Source organism: Paenibacillus sp. P36 (genome assembly GCF_045866505.1).
Lineage (GTDB): Bacteria > Bacillota > Bacilli > Paenibacillales > NBRC-103111 > Paenibacillus_E > Paenibacillus_E chondroitinus.
Genome location: NZ_AP038372.1, coordinates 8,495,094 through 8,511,750, shown reverse-complemented (window position 1 = coordinate 8,511,750; position 16,657 = coordinate 8,495,094). Strand labels below are relative to the sequence as shown.

The 16,657-nt window shown below is 47.2% G+C and carries 13 protein-coding genes and 1 pseudogene; 6 read left to right on the top strand and 8 right to left on the bottom strand.

Translation table 11 applies throughout. The features are described 5' to 3' along the window. Nucleotides 1–29: 29 nt before the first annotated feature. On the bottom strand, nucleotides 30–476 hold the full coding sequence (locus tag ACKTT9_RS37385) for a MarR family winged helix-turn-helix transcriptional regulator (protein WP_127456833.1): 447 nt from the start codon (nucleotides 474–476) through the stop codon (nucleotides 30–32). A gap of 197 nt (nucleotides 477–673) precedes the next feature. Between ACKTT9_RS37385 and ACKTT9_RS37380 the strand changes: the two genes are divergently transcribed. The 6 genes and pseudogenes from ACKTT9_RS37380 to ACKTT9_RS37355 all read left to right on the top strand — a co-directional run bounded on the left by ACKTT9_RS37380 (nucleotide 674) and on the right by ACKTT9_RS37355 (nucleotide 6,148). Beyond that, the gene (locus ACKTT9_RS37380) at nucleotides 674–1,111 is read left to right on the top strand and encodes a MarR family winged helix-turn-helix transcriptional regulator (protein ID WP_181646513.1); all 438 of its coding nucleotides are present in this window, start codon (nucleotides 674–676) and stop codon (nucleotides 1,109–1,111) included. After that, on the top strand, nucleotides 1,108–1,767 hold the full coding sequence (locus ACKTT9_RS37375; RefSeq protein WP_127456831.1) for an efflux RND transporter periplasmic adaptor subunit: 660 nt from the start codon (nucleotides 1,108–1,110) through the stop codon (nucleotides 1,765–1,767). The genes ACKTT9_RS37380 and ACKTT9_RS37375 overlap by 4 nt, the downstream gene beginning before the upstream one ends. 21 nt (nucleotides 1,768–1,788) lie before the next feature. Further along, nucleotides 1,789–3,105, top strand: a complete 1,317-nt coding sequence (locus ACKTT9_RS37370) for an efflux RND transporter periplasmic adaptor subunit (protein WP_407869916.1) — start codon at nucleotides 1,789–1,791, stop codon at nucleotides 3,103–3,105. Between the two features lie 11 nt (nucleotides 3,106–3,116). Continuing rightward, on the top strand, nucleotides 3,117–4,682 hold the full coding sequence (locus ACKTT9_RS37365) for a DHA2 family efflux MFS transporter permease subunit (RefSeq protein WP_407869915.1): 1,566 nt from the start codon (nucleotides 3,117–3,119) through the stop codon (nucleotides 4,680–4,682). Between the two features lie 51 nt (nucleotides 4,683–4,733). Next, nucleotides 4,734–5,150 (top strand): annotated as a pseudogene (locus tag ACKTT9_RS37360) (S-layer homology domain-containing protein); the annotation flags it as partial. A gap of 896 nt (nucleotides 5,151–6,046) precedes the next feature. Then, nucleotides 6,047–6,148 carry a hypothetical protein gene (locus ACKTT9_RS37355; protein ID WP_181646528.1) on the top strand — a complete coding sequence of 34 codons (102 nt, stop codon included), beginning with the start codon at nucleotides 6,047–6,049 and terminating at the stop codon, nucleotides 6,146–6,148. A 1,370-nt stretch (nucleotides 6,149–7,518) separates the two neighbouring features. On the opposite strand, the gene dgoD is transcribed toward ACKTT9_RS37355, so the two are convergent. The 7 genes from dgoD to ACKTT9_RS37320 form a co-directional block, all read right to left on the bottom strand. Further along, the gene (dgoD, locus tag ACKTT9_RS37350) at nucleotides 7,519–8,667 is read right to left on the bottom strand and encodes a galactonate dehydratase (RefSeq protein ID WP_407869914.1); all 1,149 of its coding nucleotides are present in this window, start codon (nucleotides 8,665–8,667) and stop codon (nucleotides 7,519–7,521) included. A 32-nt stretch (nucleotides 8,668–8,699) separates the two neighbouring features. Continuing rightward, nucleotides 8,700–9,332 carry a bifunctional 4-hydroxy-2-oxoglutarate aldolase/2-dehydro-3-deoxy-phosphogluconate aldolase gene (locus ACKTT9_RS37345; protein ID WP_407869913.1) on the bottom strand — a complete coding sequence of 211 codons (633 nt, stop codon included), beginning with the start codon at nucleotides 9,330–9,332 and terminating at the stop codon, nucleotides 8,700–8,702. A gap of 18 nt (nucleotides 9,333–9,350) precedes the next feature. After that, on the bottom strand, nucleotides 9,351–10,967 hold the full coding sequence (locus ACKTT9_RS37340; RefSeq protein ID WP_407869912.1) for a response regulator: 1,617 nt from the start codon (nucleotides 10,965–10,967) through the stop codon (nucleotides 9,351–9,353). Next, a complete protein-coding gene (locus ACKTT9_RS37335) occupies nucleotides 10,964–12,724 on the bottom strand; it encodes a sensor histidine kinase (protein ID WP_407869911.1) in 1,761 nt (586 codons plus the stop codon). The genes ACKTT9_RS37340 and ACKTT9_RS37335 overlap by 4 nt, the downstream gene beginning before the upstream one ends. Nucleotides 12,725–12,844: 120 nt before the next feature. Further along, nucleotides 12,845–13,660, bottom strand: a complete 816-nt coding sequence (locus ACKTT9_RS37330; RefSeq protein WP_157318326.1) for a carbohydrate ABC transporter permease — start codon at nucleotides 13,658–13,660, stop codon at nucleotides 12,845–12,847. Continuing rightward, a complete protein-coding gene (locus tag ACKTT9_RS37325; RefSeq protein ID WP_407869910.1) occupies nucleotides 13,657–14,541 on the bottom strand; it encodes a carbohydrate ABC transporter permease in 885 nt (294 codons plus the stop codon). Before ACKTT9_RS37325 ends, ACKTT9_RS37330 begins: the two co-directional genes overlap by 4 nt. Before the next feature lie 98 nt (nucleotides 14,542–14,639). After that, complete coding sequence (locus ACKTT9_RS37320) at nucleotides 14,640–15,989, bottom strand: ABC transporter substrate-binding protein (protein WP_407869909.1); 1,350 nt, start codon at nucleotides 15,987–15,989, stop codon at nucleotides 14,640–14,642. Between the last annotated feature and the right edge of the window lie 668 nt (nucleotides 15,990–16,657).

Below are 16,657 nucleotides of genomic sequence, written 5' to 3'. Positions count from 1 at the left end.
GTTGACCTCTTTTTTTGGCCCAACTAATACTAGCTGGGCTCTTTGGCACGACTTTCATTGATCGTAATATTGAATTTGCGTAACAATTGTGCGAATGTTTGGCATTCTTCATCTGACCACTCTTTGAGTACTTCCTTAAATCGAACCGACCTTGCCTTTTTATATTCATCTAATTCATGTTTGCCCAAATCCGTTATTTGCAAGGTGTATGCTCTTCGGTCTTGGGGGTCAGGGATTCTGTACACGTATTCCTTCTGCTCTAATGAAGATGCTTGTCTACTAACGGTGGAAATATCCAATTGAAAAATATCCGCCAATGCTTTTACGCCAGCACAGCCATGGGCCGATATTTGGTGCAGCAGCAGATAAGCAGAGCGATCGATATTTCCGAATTTCTTGTCGGATGACAGGGACGTGAGGCGGCGAACGAATATGGCCATTTCAAGTTCTATGATCTCCAATGAATCTATTTTCATCCTTCTTCACCTCATTAGCTATATGAACTATGGTAACATACCCAACTCCAATTTTGAATCTGAAAAGAGGCTGAAAATGATGATTGACAACCCTCTATAAAGTTGTATAATACAACAATGTAGTTTTATGATACAACTTGTTTTTGGGGGAGTCAATGTCGCTCTTCAATTCTATTCGTCTGAAATGAGGTGTGTGGATGTATCTTGAAACCAATATTGCTAAACTTCTGAGGCAATTGACGAGATACCATAAAGAGTCGTTAGCTAAAAGGATTAATTGTTTGGGTTTAACACCTCCCCAATTCATGACGTTGTGTCAAATTAAGAAGGAGCCCAAGACGATTGGGCAGATTGTCGACGCTGTTGATTTATCTTACAGTACCGTGTCGGGTATCATAGATCGGCTTGAACGCGATGGTTGGCTTGAACGTGTGAAAGACGAAGTGGATCGCCGCGTGACTTGGATTTATATGTCGGAGAAGAAACTGGCAAGGTTTGAGGAAAATTCTTTTTTTCAAGAAGCTAATTATTCTAAGTTTTTAAATGGATTCTCAGAAGAAGAATTAGTCACCATTCATAATTCTTTTGATTTGATTACAAGACATTTGGAAAAGAAGGTTGAGGAGAAATCATGAAGCGTAAAGTAATGTTGTATATCATATTGACCGCTTTGGTCGTCGTTGGTGGAGGTATCGGCGGTTATTTTTGGTATGAAGGCCAAAACTACCTAACTACGGATGATTCCAGGCTTGCCGGAGACATCTACAAAGTAATGCCGCGAATTACCGGAAAAGTGACTTCGTTGCAAGTTAGCGAAGGAGATCATGTGTTGGCCGATCAGATCATTGGGCAGCAAGACAACAATAATTTGCCCACAAGCAGCCTCGATCAAGCGGCACTACGCTCACCAATTGAAGGAACTGTCATTAAAACATTGGTGAAAGCCGGAGAAGTTTCCTCACCAGGTCAAACGGTAGCGATGGTCGTAGATACGAACAAGTTGTACGTGTCGGCCAATGTGGAGGAAACAGAGATTCATAAGGTCAAGGAAGGCGAAGTCGTAGAAATCAATTTGGACAATTTCCCTGGCAAAGTGCTGCTAGGCAAAGTGCAAGAAATTAGTAAAGCCACGGCGTCGACCTTTTCGCTGCTGCCTGCTACGAATACCAGCGGGAACTTTACAAAAGTCACCCAACGTATCCCTATCAAAATTTCGATTGATGACAATCAAGGGCTTGAATTATCACCCGGAATCAGCACTTCAATCAAAATTCATTTGAAGGGCAACTAAAACAAGAGGAGTTAGTCGACGATGCATATACGAAAACAAATAATCGTTCCAGCGATTCTCATATTGGCAGCTATTGCAATCCTTCCTGGATGTGGCGCCAAAGTTTCAGGACAAGCGGATTCTGCAGCCGTACCGATTCAAGTTATTAAAGTGGGACAACCTGCAACTGCAGGCTTAAGCGGTAAAGTTATTCCGGATCAGGATATTAAAATTGTATCCAAAGTTGCTGGTAAAGTTGCCAGCGTAAACGTGCAAGAAGGTAGCAAAGTTAAACAAGGCGATGTGCTGGTTCAACTGGAAACAAACGATCTGACACAGCAAGTGAAACAAGCGGAATCTGCCCTTGTTGCGGCGCAGGCGAAACTTGTCGATACCAAAGCAGGTGCCCGTTCCCAGGAAATTCAAGGGCTTCAAAGCGCAGTTAGTGCAGCTCAAGGGGCCTATCAACAGGCAACCGCGGCGATGGAGCAAGCCAAAGCAGGACTCGATCTTGCCACAAGCACTTATAACCGTTTAAGAAATTCCTACGACAGCAATTCCGGTGTAACACAAGAAGATTTGGATAAAGGAACACTTGATTTTGAGAAAGCGAAAGCTGCCTCTGAACAAGCACAGGGAGCCCAAAAAGCGGCTGAAGCGCAACTTCAAGGAGCAGAGGCTAAGCTGCAATTGGCTAAAGTAGGACCAACTGATAATACCATTTCAGCGCTTCAGGCTGATGTTGACCGTTTAAATGCAGGTTTAGAGCTTGCTAACAGCGGTTTAAGCAATGCGACAGTTACCGCGCCAATCGACGGACTTATTGTCAAAAAAAGCATTTCCGTGGGTGAACTCGCTCAACCGGGCGTGCAGATCCTCTCTCTGGTGAACATGGATCAAGTTCAAGTAGAACTGAGTGTGTCCGACAGCCAAATCACGCAAGTGAAAGCGGGCATGCAAGTAGATGTTGCGATTCAAAATTTGCCGAATCAAACCTTTAAAGGCGAGATTTCTTTCGTAAGTCCTGTTGCTAACGCGAACAGCAATACGTTCCCTGTCAAAGTGAAGGTAGACAATAAAGATGGTTTACTTTTTGCAGGTATGGTAGCGGAAGTTAAACTGAACGCAGCACAAGAGAGCCGTTTGGAAGTTCCGAAAAGCGCAATTATTAAAAAAGATCAAAAAGAATATGTATTCACCGTAACCGACAACACAGCCCACCTTGTTGAAGTAAAAACAGAGGAAAAAAACCAGGATTGGTCGTACGTGCTGCCTACGGATAAATTAAAGGCTAATGAACAAATTGTCGTGAATCCTGCAGACAAGATTGCTGAAGGCACGAAGGTAAAAGCCGAATAGGAGGCGCAGCTATGGCCGATGCATCGGCAGTGAAACAACAAGAATCAGAAGGCTCCGGTAAAATGTGGCTGTCGCTTATCGCCATCGTCATGGGTACCTTCGTTGCCGTTTTGAACAGCAGCTTAATGAATGTAGCTATGAACAAGTTCGTTGCCGTTTTCGGCTCGGACATCAATACGATGCAGTGGGTCATTACAGGATATACCTTGGCATCTGCGATGGTTATTCCGATGAGCGGCTTTCTCGGTGCCAAATTCGGAAATAAAAATATATTTATTTACTCTGTAGCCGGATTTACCTTATTTTCCATAGTTTGCGGTTTGGCTTGGAGCTCTAGTACAATGATCTTATTCCGAATCATTCAAGGTTTTGCCGGCGGATTTATTATGCCAATCGGGATGTCCATTATTTATACTACGTTTCCCCGGGAGAAAACCGGTACGGCGATTGGCCTGTGGGGGGTAGCAGCGATGTGTGCCCCTGCACTCGGGCCGACGTTCGGCGGATATCTTATCCAGAATTACAGCTGGAGATTACTTTTTTTCATCAATGTACCTATCGGGATTCTTGCCGTCATACTTGGGAAGGTCTTGCTGAAAGAATCTCCGCGAAGAGAAGGATTGAAGTTCGACTTAACCGGAGCTATTCTGTCCATGGTCTTCTTTGGAAGCCTGCTATTGGCGCTAAGTAAAGGCCAGCAGCAAGGATGGACTTCATTGTTCATCATTAGTTTGCTGTTTGTTGCCTTCTTCAGTTTGCTACTCTTGATCTGGGTGGAGCTCGGAGTCGAACAGCCTGTGCTTGACTTGAAGCTTTTCAAGAATTTAAAATTTGCCATTAGCGTTATTGCAGGTAGTTTAGTTATGATGGGTATGATGGGCGGTACGTTCTTGACCCCTTTATATTTGCAAAATATTCAAGGGCTCTCCGCCATGCAGACCGGGCTTGTGATGATGCCGCAGTCCATCGCGATGGCACTTATGATGCCGATCAGTGGCAAGCTCGCCGATAAATTCGGGATTGTCCCTTTGTGTATCACGGGGCTTACCATCCTTGGTGTCACGACATTGGATCTGCACCATCTCACGACGGATACGCCTAACCATTGGCTAAATACCGTATTAACGATCCGCGGTATCGGAATTGGGCTATGTATGATGCCACTAACTACAGCGGGTATGCGTGCGGTATCTCCACAGCAAGTAGGGAATGCTTCACCGCTATCTAACGTCGTGCGTCAAGTAGCTGGTTCCCTGGGGATTGCCATCTTTACAGCGCTTATGAGCAATCGTCAAATTCAACACTTTCAACACATCAGTGATAATGTACCCGTTGATTCGGTTACAGCGAATAGTACGGTATCTATGCTTTCAGGCTCCATTTACTCCTGGTCGGTAGATATGGCAACAGCCTCAGGAACTGCGGCTAGCTATCTGGCCGGCATCATGCAAAAAGAATCATTGGTCAGGTCAATCGCCGATACGTTCTATATTTCTGCAATCCCTGCTTTCATATGTATCCCTTTTGTCCTTTTCTTTATTCAGAGAAAAAAGGCACCAACCGAGGTCAAAAAGTAAATGATTTTATGATATCCAGATTTATATCCAGCTTTTGAGAGGAGTACGACAATGAAGAAAAGTTTATCCGTTATCGTGAGCTCAGCTATGGCTGTTACTTTGTTTGCATCTGTAGCTCTAGGTGCGACTGGCGCTAAATCCTCAGCGGATTTCAGTGATTTAAGTGGTCTTGATGCGGGAACCAAAGCTAAATTTGATGCGATGATTTCCGCAGGTATTTTTGATGGAGTAAGCAATGGCGTTTTTGGCCTTCATGATAAAATGAACCGTGCTCAATTCGCTAAAGTGGCGGCTTTAATCTTCGGATTGAAGGTAGATTCTACTTTGCAGGTATCCAGTTTCAGCGATGTGAGCAGCTCAGATCCGGCAAATGGTTATGCCCTACCTTATATCGAAGCGCTGAAAGCAGCTAACCTTACCGACGGCTTTGGCCAAGGCACCTACAACCCGGCAGGCGAAGTGACGAAAGAGCAGCTGGCAGCCTTCCTAATTCGGGGATTGAATAAAGATGCCCAAGCTAAAGGAACTACAGGGGTTAATGATAACACCGTCTCCAGTTGGGCTAAAGGTTATGCCGCGTTGGCTATTCAATTGAACCTGCTCAGCAACCAAGCTGACGGTACATTCGGGGGAATTCAACCTGCGACACGCGACCTGCTGGTTACTTCCTCTTATGCAGCGAAGCAGCAATATGTACCTGGGAGTATAACTTCCGGACAGCATTCGGAAATCCATGCAGAAGATTTGAAAGCCTACAGCCTTCCAGGAGGTTCACAGGCTCAAGTCAAGAGCGTCCTGCAGGAAAAAACAACGGATGGCTGGAGAGTCGGAACCGTCGTTAAGTTAACTAATTCGTCCAATTCCACGATTCGGGTTCCTGATTACGAACTGCGTGTCAGAACGTCAGACGGCACGGACTACACGTTAGTGCCAAGCGCAAGCAATGCTCGTTCGATTTTGCCTCAGAGTGATGTGACACTAAGTTATATGACCGATATTAATGTGAAATCGGACGTAAGTTTAACGGATGTTCTTTGGATCGATGTGGATACAAAAGTATATCCTAAGCAGGAAACGCAGCTTGCAGATTCTCCTGTTGGATCGATTGTATGGCGCGGTAATGATGCGGTGATCAATGACGCTTCGCTCATGGGAGAGTGGGGAGCGACCTTCTCCATTCCAGGCGTGACTTCATCTTTGAAATATTCGGCGACAAGCTTGTCCAAGCAGTTCTCGGGGCAGTCGCCAACCTATATCGTACAAGTGAAAGTTCAGAACTCGGGAAGTTATGCGGAAACCATTCCGGATTTTACGCTTAGCGGGAAATCGAATGGGCAATCTTTTATTGGAAAAAGAGTTGAGGAATCCCCAATAACTCTGAATGCGGGAGAACAGAAATATATCCATTTTGCGGTTACGACGGAAGCAAGTACGCAATTGAATGCTTTCTATGTTCTTACACCTGAAAGTTTCTTGAAACAAGGCCAAACAACGCCGCTTCAATACTATACAGGACGCATCGGATTCGGACTTCCGGCTAATGGCGGAACAGAAACAAGCACAGTTCCTTCCGGAGGCAACTATACCTTTGGTACACCGATGGTATTCGAGCAAGGGAATGAGTTCATCAATCCTAATCTGGCTGTATCGTTGGAAGAATTGCATGTGACGAATAACGAAGAAACCGGAAATAAAACGGGATTAGCGAAGTTCAAGCTGGTCAATAAAGGTGATAAGCCGATTCCAGTACCGGCACTTGCCGCGGATTTAACAGGGAAAGATGGTTTCACGTATACGGGAAGCCGTCAAACGTTGGGTACTTCGGACATCGCTCCAGGAACTGGAGTTGTAGTTAGCTATGGCTATACGATTCCAACGACAGACCAAAGTGATCAATACAAATTGAATGTGCAGGGCGTCCTTGCAGGAGCTTCGCAAGGCCAAACGGGTTATAAATCCACCATTGCCAGCTACACGGTCAGCACGCAAAGCGACAACGATCATAACAATGTTTCCTTATATCCATTCAAGTTGAACTTCAAAAGCTGGACATTATCTCAGCTGACAATCACGACTCCGTCCTTATCTTATTCCTACAAATTAAATCTTGATTTGGACATTACACGTGACCCTGAAGTCCTTGTAGATAATAACTTCTCCAAATTGAAATTTGAATTGGTTGATGGTTCCGGCAGCTCATTAGGCTCGAGTTCGTTCCCTTTCAGTGGAACAAATCGTTTGGTGAGCGGCACGCAATCGCTGAGCTTCAGCAACTTGACTCAAAACCAAGTTCAAAATAACGTGTCCATCAGAGTCTACGAATCGGTGACTACACCGAATGGTGACATGGACAGATTTATTACAGAATTGAAATAATCTTTAAAATGAGAACGGAGCCCGCAGAATTTGCGTGGCTCCGTTTTTGGTTTGTTCGAGGGTATGCGAACGCTAGCTGTCGACGCTAACGGACTGAGATGACGTTATTCGCTGCTTTTGCGGTAGATTCAGCATCTAACGGACTCACGAGCCGCTATTGGCTATGAAAATGCCTAAATCAGCGGGGAAATTCACAGATAGCGCCTCCACAGTCCGTTAGCTCCGCGAAATAAGCTGAAATCATCAGAATAACGGCTGCTGAGTCCGTTACAGAAGAGTGGCTACTTGGGAGTTCAGGCGATTGAGCTGCTTTTGGTGAGCGGGATTCTTATGCAACCGTCACCATGCTCTCGCCGTAAAAGGCAAAAAGGCTGTCCCACCGGTCCTTGCAGACCTTCGGGAACAGCCTCACGTTATGCCTAATCACCAGAAGAGGGGGGAGGAAGCTAGAACCAGGATCCTACCACTCCGCCACTGTACCATCCGCTTGGCGCCAAACAGGGTTTTTCCAAGTGTGCCCGATAGCGGCCATTTCACGAACTTTGTCCTCGTTGATTTCGATGCCGAGCCCTGGCGCGGTCAGGTTTTTGACGAAGCCGTCTTCGTATTGGAACACCGCTGGATCCTTCAAATAATCGAGCAAGTCGCTGCCCTGATTGTAGTGAATACCCAAGCTTTGCTCCTGAATGAAAGCGTTCGGGGAGCACGTGTCCAGCTGCAAGCAGGAGGCCAAGGCAATAGGGCCTAACGGGCAATGCGGCGCAACCGCAACGTCGTAAGCTTCCGCCATCGCGGCGATTTTGCGAGTCTCCAGAATGCCTCCGGCATGGGAAAGATCCGGCTGAATAATGTCTACATAACCTTGCGCCAGCAGATCTTTGAAGCCCCAGCGTGTGTACATGCGCTCGCCGGTTGCGATCGGGCATGAGGTGTGGCGGGCGATCTCCCGAAGCGCCTCATTGTTTTCCGGCAAAACAGGCTCTTCAATGAACATTGGACGGTACGGCTCCAGTTCTTTGACGAGGATTTTGGCCATGGACTTATGAATGCGTCCGTGGAAGTCGATGCCAATGCCGACATCCCGGCCGACGGCTTCGCGGACAGCGGCAATACGAGCGATAGCCTCGTCCACTTTGCTGAGCGAGTCGATGTAGTGCATTTCTTCCGTGGCATTCATCTTCACGGCTGTAAAGCCCGCGGCCACCTGCTGTTTGGCCGCCAACCCAACGTCGCTCGGACGGTCGCCGCCGATCCACGAATACACACGTGTGCGGTCACGGCACGCACCGCCAAGCAGATCATAAATAGGGGCATTGTAGAATTTCCCCTTAATGTCCCAAAGCGCTTGCTCGATGCCGGAGATCGCGCTGGTCAGGATAGGGCCTCCGCGATAGAAACCGCCGCGGTACAAGACCTGAAACATATCTTCAATCCGCATGGGATCTTGGCCAATGATGTGCTCGCTCATCTCCATGACAGCGGCTGCGACTGTATCCGCTTTCCCTTCGACGATTGGCTCGCCCCAACCCGTAATGCCTTCATCGGTTTCGATTTTCAAAAACAACCATCTTGGCGGCACCTTAAACAGTTCTAATTTCGTAATCTTCATGGTAAATTTCCTCTCCCATAACCTAGAATGTCTTACTGGTTTACTGCCGCCATGAGCTGCTCGGCATATGTTGTAATCGCTTTATAATTCCCTCTTTGAATTTCGCTAAGTGAGACCAAACTTCCTCCCACACCGACAGAAAAAGCACCTGCGTCGAGATAAGCGGCAGCATTGTCCTTCGTAATCCCGCCAACGGCGAGCAGGTTCACATCGTTCAGAGGTCCTTTGATCTCTTCCAGATAAGAAGGTCCCAAGCTGGAGCAAGGGAATAATTTCACAGTGGATGCACCGAAGTTCATAGCCTGCACAATTTCTGTTGGAGTAAGGGCTCCCGGAATCGGAAGCACCTCGCTAGCCAAAGCCTTTTCAATCATGCCCTGATCCACATTCGGGGAAATCAGGAACTGGGCGCCTGCCCGAATGGCTTCATCTGCATAAGCGGCGTTCAGCACGGTTCCGGCACCAATCACCATGCGGCCCTCATACTTTTTGCGCATCATTTGGATGATTTGCAGCGCATTTGGCGTATTCAGTGTTACTTCGGCCAGTGTAATGCCGCCGCGCTCAAGCGCCTCAAAAAGAGGCTGCGCCTGTGAAGGCTCAATTCCGCGAATGATGGCAATGACCTTTGATTTTTTCAACTGCTGTAAAACTTCCGACGACATACCGTACATCCTCCTCTTCTAAGAATATTGATCACGGTACTCCTGCGGGGTCATGCCGTAATGCTTTTTGAAGGCATGGTTGAAGGAGTGAGGACGTTGGTACCCGAGCTGTGTGGCGATTTCGTATATTTTATCGTGACCGTTCTTCAGCAGATAGGCCGCTCGATCCATTCGTACGCGATTGACATAATCGCTGAGGTTATCGCCGGTTTCCAGCTTATAGATTTTAGACACGTACACAGGGTGCAAAAAGACATGATCGGCAATAGACTGCAGCGAGACATCGTTGGCCAGATGCTGATCGATAAAGGATCTGATGTCATTAATCAAGGTGACACGGCTGTCTTTCCGCTCTTGATCCATGTCTTCTCTCATCCGATGCAAAGAGCGAATCGTCCAATCACGCAGCTGGTTGACCGTACGAAACGGGATGCCTTCGGTCATCCGATCGTAATCACCGCCGATGAGTTGGTGCAGAGGCCGGCCATTTTTATGGGCAATATAAGCAAAGGCAGACGCGACAGAGAAGTAAACCTCCAGCAAATGCTCCTGAGACTCGGAGAATTTCGCTTCCATTTCATCGAAAATCAGAGTCAGTTTATCCTCCGTATCCTCCCAACGGGCGGCTTCCAGAAGATGATTGAGCGTAGGCGGTTCGTACAGTCTTTGAAGAGCGGAGAGCTCTGGCTGAACGGATTCGTCGCCGAGCCGCATCAATAGCTCATGTTCACTGCCAATTTGTTTGCGAAAAGCGTTCAAAGAGGCGTTATACAGGGAGGTAACCTCACTGGGAAATTGTCCCCAGCTGCTCAGCAGAATGGAGATTTTACCTTTTAAATAATTTTTGACGGCAGATTGCAGGACGGAAGCGGTTCTCTCGAGCCAGGAGGAGTCTTCTTGATCCGCGGCCAGCGGCTTCTTTTTCATCACAAAAATCAAATAATCATGCGCATCTTTCGTGTGCCAGCTATCAAATTTCTCCGCGAACAGCTCCTCAACCATGTTGCTGATGGCATACTCCATAAGGGATAGACGGCTCATATCGTACTCCAGGAAATCCGACTCGAGCCGAATCATCATTAGCACACAGGGGTGTTCATGGAAATCCGGAAGCTCCAGCATCTGCATTTTGTCCCGGAGGGATTGCTCGGTAAGTTTGCGCCCCTGAAGAAGGTCGCTCAGTAAATTTCCCCGCAGTAGAGGGAGGTTCTCTTTCACTGTATAGCTTAGTCTCTGCTTGGAGAAAACTTCCTGCCACTCGCTCCGAAGTTTATCCATGACCCGCCCGACAGCAGCCAGCAAATCCGGTTCGGTCACGGGTTTCAGCAAATAATCCTCGGTACCTTGAAGAATCGCTTCTTTGGCATAATTGAAATCGGAGTAACCCGATAAGAGAATGCATTTTGTTTTCTGCCATCTGCGGTTAATTTCGGCAATGAGCTGCAAGCCCGATATACCGGGCATCTGAATGTCAGTAAGGACAATATCGATGGAGAATTGCTCCAGGAGCTCCAATGCTTCCTTGCCTGAGTAGGCTTTGAATACTTGTTCAATCCCAATGGATGCCCAGTCAATCGTGGCATGAAGCCGATCTACGACATGCGCTTCGTCATCGACAATCAAAAGTTGAATCATCGTTTGCTCTCCCCGCCAGCTTCCGGAAGGTTCATCTGCGCACCGCGCTTCCAAGTTAACACAGCCTTCAAGCCTCCTTTTTCACCGGGATAAAAAGTAAGCCCTGATCCTTCTCCGAACTGGTAATACAGCCGGTGGTGCACATTCCAAGTGCCGCAACCAATGTCATCCGACATCGGGGAATGCAGCTGTTCCAGCAGCCGGGCCAGTCCCGCCTCGTTCAGCCCTGCGCCGTTATCTTCGACGATGACGCGGTTCCAGTTCTCATCTTGCTCACCGGTTATGGTGATAAGATCGCCTTCCACGCTGCGTTCGATGCCGTGCAGGATGGCATTCTCCACCAAAGGCTGGAGGATCAGCCGCGGAACCCATTCATCCAGCATATTCGCGGGAACGGAAATATCGTATTTCAAACGATGGATACGCAGGTGCTGAATATTCAGGTAATGGCGGACCAGATCAAGTTCATCTGACAGTTTAACGGCCTGTTTCTCAACCCTGGTCGTATAGCGGTAGAATTCTGCCAAATTTTGCGCCATAGCCACGACAGATTCCTTATCCTCCATCTCAGCCGAATTAATGATGAAGAACAAGGAGTTATACAAAAAGTGCGGATGAATCTGCGATTGCAGCTGCTTCAAGGTCGCTTCGCGAGACCGGATTTTCTCGGCATAGACGTCTTCGACCAGCACTTGAATTTGCTCAGCCATTTCATTGAACCGCTGAATGAGGAAATCAAATTCATTTTTGGCCTTATAGTGGATGCGGGCGGATAAATCGCCGCGCTTCACTTTCTGCACGCTTTGCATCATTTTGCCAATCGGTATTTGCACGTTTCGGTACAGCATGAAAGAAGCAAGCACACTCATAACGAGCAGAAGTCCGATGGTGGTGTAGAACAATTTGCGCGTCATGGTAATGGGTGAAAGTATTTTTTCCACAGGTACATAATCAACTAAATACCAACCTAGCTGCGTAGATTTCACATAGCTGATCAAATACTGCTGATGATCGATCTCGAACTGGACTTGACCGGAGTTGGGAAGGTCCCCATCAAGGATAAGCTGCTCTCTAATGGCATTCGTAATCTGCTGATTGGAAGAGCTGTTATCAATCAAAGCGTTTTTGCCATCCACTAAAAAAGGGTCGCTGCGCTTATCCTGCTTGTACACGTCCATCAGATTCACCATATTCTGCACGCTGAACCTTACCTGATAAAGTACATTCGCTTGATCCACCGTCTGCGCACGAATCGGCTCGCTAATTTCCCGGATGAACGACCCAATTCCTTTGTCGCCCTCCCGTATTTCATAGGTCCAGGTGCGCTGAATGGCTCGATGCCAAGGCCATACATCCGTGCCGTTGACGAAAATACTGGAGGAAAGCACCTGCTTTCCTTTGGGTATGGCAACCGTGAGTTCATTGACCCAGCCGCTGGAGACGCTTTGTAAGCTGAGCTTTTGAATCATCCGCGACTGTTCCTTCAGCACATCATAGTCCGGTGAATCGCTCCGGTTGATGTATTCCCTCATATAAGGATCGCTCCCGAGAATGACGGGGGACATGGCCAACCGCTCCACATCCGCATCCAACTGATGCATGAAGAAAGAGAGCTGATTTAAATTCGAAGATTGAATCTGATCCTGCACAACGTTATTTGTAATCCGGTTCGTATAGCTGTACAGCAGCACGATAGGAATGAGGAGTAAGATCAACATGATTAAGATTTTGCTAAAAATATTAAGTTTATAGGGCATGCCAAATCACCTTCCGGGTCCGCTAAGCGTTATACCTTAGAGTATACGCCTACGAGAGAAGTCCTCCAAATGGAGGGAAAAACCTCTCTCATCATTGTATCCAGCTATATCCCATCGGAATTAACCTTTTACAGCACCTGCGGAAAGCCCGCTGACAACATAGCGCTGCGAGACTAAGGCGATAATCAGCACCGGAAGCGTAATGATGCAGGCTGCAGCCATAAGAGCGCCCCAGTTAATTTCTGAATAAGACATGAAGTTAAATACGGCGATTGGCAGCGTTTTCGTTTTGTCCCCAGCCAGAATGACAGAGAACATGAAATTGTTCCACGAGAAGATAAATGAAAGCAGAGACGCCGTAATCACGCCAGGTCCGGAGATCGGCAGAATAATCCGCAGGAAAACCTGATGATGCGTACAGCCGTCAATAAGGCCGGATTCCTCGATTTCCGTTGGCAAAGCTTCAAAGAAGGAGATCATGATCCAGATGATGAAAGGCAAACCGACGAGCATGTGGCTTAAAATAAGGGCTGTATACGTGTCCACCAAGTGGATTTTGGAAAATAAAATGAACCAAGGGATCAGGAACGTAATCCCTGGGATGATTCTTGCGACTAGAATGAGGAGCCCAAGTTTTTGTAGGTGATGTCTCGCAATTGCATAGGCTGCCGGAAGGCCCAGAATAAGGGACAGCAGCGTCGAACCGAAAGCAACAAGGAAGCTGTTCCAGATGAATTTTAAGAAATCGTATTCCTTGAACACACTGACATAGTTATGAAAAGTCGGTTTGAAAATAAACAATTGGCCGGTCGACAAAATTTGCGATTGTGTTTTAAAGGAAGCGAGCAGCATCCAGACAAACGGGAATGCAAAAACAATCAGCACGATGAAGGTGAGCAGGGTTTGCAGCAATCGTGAACCTCTTTTTTTCTTCATGAAGTTGCTCCCTCCATTCGTTTACGCATCCAAATCATAAATAACGTAAGGCCCATCACCAGCGCGAAGAAAATGACAAGCAGGGACGACGCCATACCGAGCTTGAAGTACTGGAAGCCAAGTACATAACCGTAAAGATTCAGCGTTTCCGAAGCGAAGTTCGGTCCGCCTTGGGTTGTTGCGTAGATGATGTCGAATGTTTTCAATACGTCGATCAAACGAAGCATAGCTGCCACAATAATCGTTGGTCTTAAAAGCGGAAGTGTGATGGAAACGAACTTTCTCCATGTACTTGCGCCGTCCACATCAGCGGCTTCATAGGGGTCAGTTGGCAGTGTAGCCAACCCGGCCATGATGATGAGCGCGATCATCGGCGTCCATTCCCAGACATCTACGATGACCAGAGACGGAATGACCTGATTGGGAGAAGCCAGCCATAGCAAGGGTTCTAGCCCAAATGATTTGAGCATCATGTTGGCGACGCCGATTGTTGGCTCGTATATCAGCATCCAGACCAAGCCCATGGCGACCGGTGTCGCAACCATCGGAAGCAGGAAAACTGTTTTGACGAGGTTTTTTCCGCGAAATTCTCTAGAGAGCAGTAAGGCGATGGCGATGCCAAGAATAACCTCCAAAGCGAGTGCTGCAAAGGTAAAATAAAACGTTGAGCCTGCGGCATGCCAGAAGCGCTCGTCTTTTAGTAAAGCTGCGTAGTTGGCTAAGCCCACCCACAGAGGTGGCGTCGTAGCGGACATGCTCCACTCGTAAAAGCTGATGCGTACCGTGTAGATGATGGGAAACAGCATCATGAGCAGGACGAAGATGACGGCCGGAAGGGTATAAATCCATTTTAAGTTGCGGTTAAACCAGCTGTATTGCACCTGAAGTCACCCTTTCTGATGTTTCGTATAGAAGCCGTATGAAAGATTGAAAGGAAAAAGGGCCATCAGATGACCCTTTTCACCCATCAAACATCTATTTATCTCGTTTTATCTTTATCAATGATCGTTTGCAGCGCTTGGTTAGCTTTATCGGCAACCGGTTGGAGGTTCGTTTCGCCGGACATCACCTTCTGCACGATTTCACCAACCGCATCACGAGCCTCACCTACGCTGATAACCGTTGGGCGGTCGTGGTCAACACCTGTTTTGGCGCTTTCCTTGATGATCGGAACCAGCTCTGCAGGGAATCCGGTCGTACCTTCCGGTTTATCCCATACCGAAGCGCGGGCGCCGGGGTTGCCTTTTTGCTGCGTTTTCAACACAACATCTTTGCTTGTCGCCCATTGAATGAAGGCCCAAGTCGCATCTTTATTGCCGGATTTGGCATTCATGGCAAGACCCCAAGATGTGATACTGTAAGGCTTGGAGCCCGCTTTACCGCCAGGGAATACAGCGAATCCGACTTGGTCAGCTACTTTAGATTTGGCAGGATCCGTTGCGTTCTGGTACAAGGAGTTGGCATCCGTTAAGAAAGCAACCTTTCCTTGTGCGAAAATACCAAAGGCTTGCGGCCAGGACATGTTAAGCACACCTGGAGGTGCGTAGTCTTTCAGCAGCGTACCGTATGTGGTAAAAGCTTTGATCGCTTCAGGCGTATTGATGCTCGCTTTCTCGCTTGTCGTGAAGTCCGCACCTTCCGAATACAGGAAGGACGACACCTGCGTGACGAGCGGTGAGCGCTGGCCCCTTGCGACGAATCCGTACATTTCGTTTTTCGGATCGTGTAATTTTTTCACCGCAGCATTAAGCTCGTCTAATGTTTTCGGTACGGCGATGCCGGCCTTTTGCAGCAAGTCTTTGCGGTAGTACAAAATCTCTTGCTCCGTAATAATAGGAATGCCCGCTAATTTGGATTCAACCGTTGTGGAGCCGATGGCTGATTTGGAGAAATCGTTGAAATCGTAATCATTCGCTTTTTGCGCATAGTCATCTAAAGGCTGCACCCAGCCGTTTTTATAAAAAAGCTTACCCTCCTGAAGCGGTCGGTACATGAAAACGTCAGGCGTTGCGGAGCCGGATGTGAATTGAACCGTCAGCTTTTGTGTGAGCTGATCCTCGAAAAAGCTTTCGACATTCACCTTGATGCCTGTTTCCTTCTCGAAATCCGGCAGCAAAGGTTTGATCGCGTCTGCCCAAGGGTGGTTGGCTGTGACGAGCGAGATCGTTTTACCTGCGAACGGCTTTGCGTTAGCGGTTGCAGCAGCACCGGCGCTTGGCTGCGTAGATGGCTGAGCCGTGTTCGCTGTACTTCCGCAGCCTGCTAATACCGTTGCAGCCATAACAGCCGTCGTGCCAACGCCAATCCATTGTTTGAATGATTTTTTCATCTAATATGTGACCTCCCATGTACTTAGAAATGACTGTGTTTACATCTCTAAGAGTACCTGAATCCTGTAGGGTGTTGATATAACTAAGATTTAAGATGGATAACTAGGGATGAATATAATTCGTGTTAGGGGTAGGGTGCCCTGATTTGAGGAGGGAATAACGATTGCCCCTTGAAAGTATAAAAAAAGCCCTATTAGGAGGGCAATTCTTAAGCGAATAATCATACTTCACTTAGATGCAACCCAATAGGGCGTTACGCTTGCACTTCTCTCGCGCTGCTGATAGTTTTACTTTTTCGCTCTTTTAACGTAATTGAGAATTAAACTAATAATGTTCACGATTAAAAAAATAGTGAGTAAAATATTCGTGGTGTGCAGTTCTGCCTGTAATTGAGATATATCTGTTTGTAGTTGTTGTGAAAGGTTGCTGGTTTGATCCGCTACATTTCCAATCCTACCGCTGATATCGTTAAAAAACTGGTGCAGTTCCGAAAAGTCCAAAGTGTATCATCCTCCCAGATATAGTGTAAATTGCCCTTATTAATCCATATAATACCAAATATTAAGCTACTCGGTTGAAAATACGAAAAAAGAGGGCCCCCAGTTTAATGGGAACCCCCTTTTTGCATTTCTAACGGACAGAGCAGCCCTTATTCAATGAATTTGGG

Coding starts and splice junctions, on each gene's coding strand:
- ACKTT9_RS37385 (WP_127456833.1), bottom strand. CDS start 476: ATGAAAATAGATTCATTGGAGATCATAGAACTTGAAATGGCCATATTC.
- ACKTT9_RS37380 (WP_181646513.1), top strand. CDS start 674: ATGTATCTTGAAACCAATATTGCTAAACTTCTGAGGCAATTGACGAGA.
- ACKTT9_RS37375 (WP_127456831.1), top strand. CDS start 1,108: ATGAAGCGTAAAGTAATGTTGTATATCATATTGACCGCTTTGGTCGTC.
- ACKTT9_RS37370 (WP_407869916.1), top strand. CDS start 1,789: ATGCATATACGAAAACAAATAATCGTTCCAGCGATTCTCATATTGGCA.
- ACKTT9_RS37365 (WP_407869915.1), top strand. CDS start 3,117: ATGGCCGATGCATCGGCAGTGAAACAACAAGAATCAGAAGGCTCCGGT.
- dgoD (WP_407869914.1), bottom strand. CDS start 8,667: ATGAAGATTACGAAATTAGAACTGTTTAAGGTGCCGCCAAGATGGTTG.
- ACKTT9_RS37345 (WP_407869913.1), bottom strand. CDS start 9,332: ATGTCGTCGGAAGTTTTACAGCAGTTGAAAAAATCAAAGGTCATTGCC.
- ACKTT9_RS37340 (WP_407869912.1), bottom strand. CDS start 10,967: ATGATTCAACTTTTGATTGTCGATGACGAAGCGCATGTCGTAGATCGG.
- ACKTT9_RS37335 (WP_407869911.1), bottom strand. CDS start 12,724: ATGCCCTATAAACTTAATATTTTTAGCAAAATCTTAATCATGTTGATC.
- ACKTT9_RS37330 (WP_157318326.1), bottom strand. CDS start 13,660: ATGAAGAAAAAAAGAGGTTCACGATTGCTGCAAACCCTGCTCACCTTC.
- ACKTT9_RS37320 (WP_407869909.1), bottom strand. CDS start 15,989: ATGAAAAAATCATTCAAACAATGGATTGGCGTTGGCACGACGGCTGTT.